Below are 3,342 nucleotides of genomic sequence, written 5' to 3' on the forward strand. Positions count from 1 at the left end.
CGTTAAGAAAGCCCCCAGCGGACACGCCCTCGGTTGACGTGGATCGGCGTCGGCACCCCTCGGCCAGCGTCCCGTAGGCCGGTCTGGTGGTCCGTCCTAATGGCGGGGTGCCATATGGATGCCCTTGGATGGCCGTTGCGGAGTGCAGGGCTCCTCGTTTAAGGCTTGGACAGGTGCCGGTAGATGGTGGGGCGGGTGACGCCGAATTCGCGGGCGATCTGCTCGACGGTGTGGGCGCGTTTGCCCTCGGCGTCCTTTTCCTCATACATTTCGCGGGCGAGTTTGACCTGGCGTGGGCCGAGTTTGGGTTTCTGCCCGCCGGTTCGCCCGCGTGCGCGGGCAGCGGCGAGTCCGTCGCGGGTGCGTTCAGACATCAGGGCGTGTTCGAACTCGGCGATTGCGCCGATGATCTGGAAGAACATTCGCCCCAGGGCGGTGGAGGTGTCGATGCCCTGGTCCAGGACCACCAGGTCCACACCACGGTCTTGCAGTGTTTTGGACAACTCGATGAGGTTCTCCAGGGATCGTCCGAGCCGGTCCAGCTTGGTGACCACGAGTTGGTCCCCGGGCCGGTTGGCCGAGAGCAGTGCCTTGTCGAGTTCTGGTCGGCGGGCGAGCGTGCCCGAGGCGGTGTCGAGGAACACCTGTTCGCACCCTGCCGCGATCAGGGCGTCGTACTGGGCCTCGGGGTGCTGGTCGCGGGTGGAGACCCGCCCATATCCGATTCGCATCCCTACAACGTATCAGCACGGGGGTGCGCGTTACATTGCCGCGTACACGGCAATCGTTACACAGTGAGTCGGCGGGTCATGCGACTTTTTAGTGGACGTCAGGAACGTGTCGCGAACGATCGTTTCCGACACGCTGGCTCTCGAGGCGGACTCGACCCTCGTGGAAGGTTGTGCCGCTGTGCGGTCGGTGGGGGTGCCGTTCTGAGTGAAGCCCGATGGCCGGTGCGAGGATGGCCGCATGGAAGACAGAGTGGAGGAGTTGCTGGCGGGCCCGCGCGGTCGGCGCCTGTGCCTGGAACTGGCGAAGACGCTCAGCCCGCAGGTCGCCGAGCTGGTGTTCTGGCTCGGATTTGAGTTGGATCCGGGCCAGGGCACCTCCCGGGTCCTGCTGACCGCCGACGGCGGTGCCCCCGCCGCTGGATCACGTCCTGCGGTCTCGACCGAGCAGCTGGCCGGAGTCCTGACCGGCATGGACCTGTCGGGCATCACGGAGGAACAGATCCAGGCGGGCCTGGCCGACGCGGTCGCATTCGCCATGTACTGGCAGGAGCCCGACGGTGAGGACGTGCTCACCGGCCACTCGTCCATCCACGCCGCCCTGGGGCCGGTGGCCGAACGGGTGCTGGACTCACCGCCAGCCCGGGGCTGGGGGATGCCGCGGCCAACGGTGCAGTGGATGATCGACTGGCGACCGGCCGAGGACACCGCTCCGCTACCCAGGGACCCGCAGAACATCCTGGCTGCCTGGGCCCGGGAGGAACGGGCCGAGGAGGCCCGGGCTGTCGCAGAGCGACCGGAGAATCCGGAGGCGAATTACTCCGGGACCTGGTGGTCGATCCCCCTGGACCTCATCCAGAGTGTCGGGCAGATCCCGGCCGGACTGGATTTGATCGAGGACAGCTTTGGGTGGGAGGGGGCTACGGTGATCCCGGTGCGCGGTGTTGGGAGCACCTACGAGATCCGTACCCCCGAAGACTGGGTCCAGCTGTGCCGGGACCACCCCCTGGAAGTCACCGCTTCGCGCCGGCATGACTGGTATCGGGTCACCGGGCGGACCGGCCGGTGGGTGATCCCGGACTGGGAGCAGGTCGCCGGCCAGTGGGACGCGGTGCACCTGACGACGTTGGCCTACCTCGGCGGTGCCACCCGCGCACTGCCGGTTGATGCCGACACTGCCACCGTGATCGCCGGGTGGAACCCCGACACCACCCTCTGGCTCACCGACACCATCCGTGAATCGGACGAGCCTCGACAACAATGGCACCGCCAGCCCGACAACGACACCTGGACCTGCGACTGATCTCTCCCCACCCGCCACTGAAGGGGACTGCTGCAGGTGCCTCCGGTGAGCGGTATTGGACGGGTGAGACCGGCGCCTAGGGTGTGGTGTCCTTGCTGGTGTTGGGGCTGCCGGGGCTGAGCTGGGCGAAGTAGTCGTTGACTTGTGGGTCGGCCCAGCTCCAGGCGTCTTCCCCGCGCAGCACGATGTCGCTGCCGCCGTCGCAGTAGATTGTCTGGCCGGCGCAGTGAGTGTTCTGCGGGGAGGTCAACCAGATCAGCAGGTTCGCGATCGACTCGGGCGGTTGATGATAGTTCAGCGGCATCGGGACCACCGTGTCCAGGTAAGCCACGGACTCGGGTGTGGCCAGCAGCTGCGCTGTCATCGGGGTGGAGACGATGCCCGGCGCGACGGCGTTGAGCGGAATCCCCGCACCGGCCCACTCGGGCGTGATCGACTGGGCACGGACCCAGCGGGAGAGGGCCCTCTTACTCGAGGCGTAGATGAGGTTGCCGGTCTTCGGATCAGCCGCGAGCTGTTCGGCGATCCCGAGGGCGGCTTCCTCGGTGCCGGTGAGCAGCGCCTCGACGAGTTGCGGGGAGTTCGGTTGCAGGGAGGACATCGAGGAGACCACAGCCGCGCGGGGAGCCTCCGACTGCGCCAGGGTGGGGCGGAGGGCCTCCAGGAACTGGGTCGCCCCGTAGTAGTTGACGGCTGCGGTCATCGCCTGGGGCAGGGAGATCCCGGCGCAGGCGATCACCGCGTCGACGCGCCCGTGGGCGGCCTCGATCGCGGCCTGCGCCGCCGTGCGGCGCCCGGTCGGGGTGGCGAGGTCCCCAGTGACGTCGGAGTTCTTCAGGTCCACGCCCACGACGGTATCGCCGCTCTCGCGCAGCAAGGTGGCAGTGGTGGCACCGATCCCGGAACCGGCTCCGGTGATGACATAGGTCCGTGACATGGTCATCCTCTCTGGTGGTGTCCTCTCACCCTAGGGGTGCGGCACCGGGTAGTCGAAGGAAACGACCAGGCCCGAGAAGCGACGACAACTCGGTCCGATTCAGTGCCGCGCACATTGACCTTCCTGCATTCCAGGAGTGGGCGGGGGCCCGCATGCCACTGCGTTGGCTAGTACCGAAGGGCACCACTGGTTGCCAGACTGATGGTCCGGCTAGGAGGCCCGTCGTCTTGGCGCTGTCCTCCTGGGCGGCCATGGGCCTTGGGCGAGATCCTCTCCCACATCCGGGTGTGTAGCTTCTTGGCGAGGACCAGGTTGCAGCGCTTCTTAGTAAGTGTTGGGAAAGTGCTGGTGGCCCTTCCGGGTGCGGGGCCCTG

The 3,342-nt window shown here is 67.2% G+C and carries 3 protein-coding genes; 1 reads left to right on the top strand and 2 read right to left on the bottom strand.

The features are described 5' to 3' along the window. Positions 1–158: 158 nt before the first annotated feature. Positions 159–731, bottom strand: coding sequence for a recombinase family protein (locus Q0283_RS10785; RefSeq protein ID WP_183528890.1), 573 nt, complete (start codon positions 729–731; stop codon positions 159–161). 238 nt (positions 732–969) lie between these two features. Here Q0283_RS10785 and Q0283_RS10790 point away from each other — a divergent pair, with 238 nt between their 5' ends. Beyond that, positions 970–2,031, top strand: coding sequence for a hypothetical protein (locus Q0283_RS10790; protein ID WP_298044576.1), 1,062 nt, complete (start codon positions 970–972; stop codon positions 2,029–2,031). A 76-nt stretch (positions 2,032–2,107) separates the two neighbouring features. Here Q0283_RS10790 and Q0283_RS10795 read toward each other — a convergent pair whose 3' ends face one another. Then, the gene (locus Q0283_RS10795) at positions 2,108–2,968 is read right to left on the bottom strand and encodes an SDR family oxidoreductase (RefSeq protein WP_298044578.1); all 861 of its coding nucleotides are present in this window, start codon (positions 2,966–2,968) and stop codon (positions 2,108–2,110) included. Between the last annotated feature and the right edge of the window lie 374 nt (positions 2,969–3,342).

The sequence above is a fragment of the uncultured Citricoccus sp. genome, assembly GCF_937871995.1.
In the GTDB taxonomy this organism is placed as follows: domain Bacteria; phylum Actinomycetota; class Actinomycetes; order Actinomycetales; family Micrococcaceae; genus Citricoccus.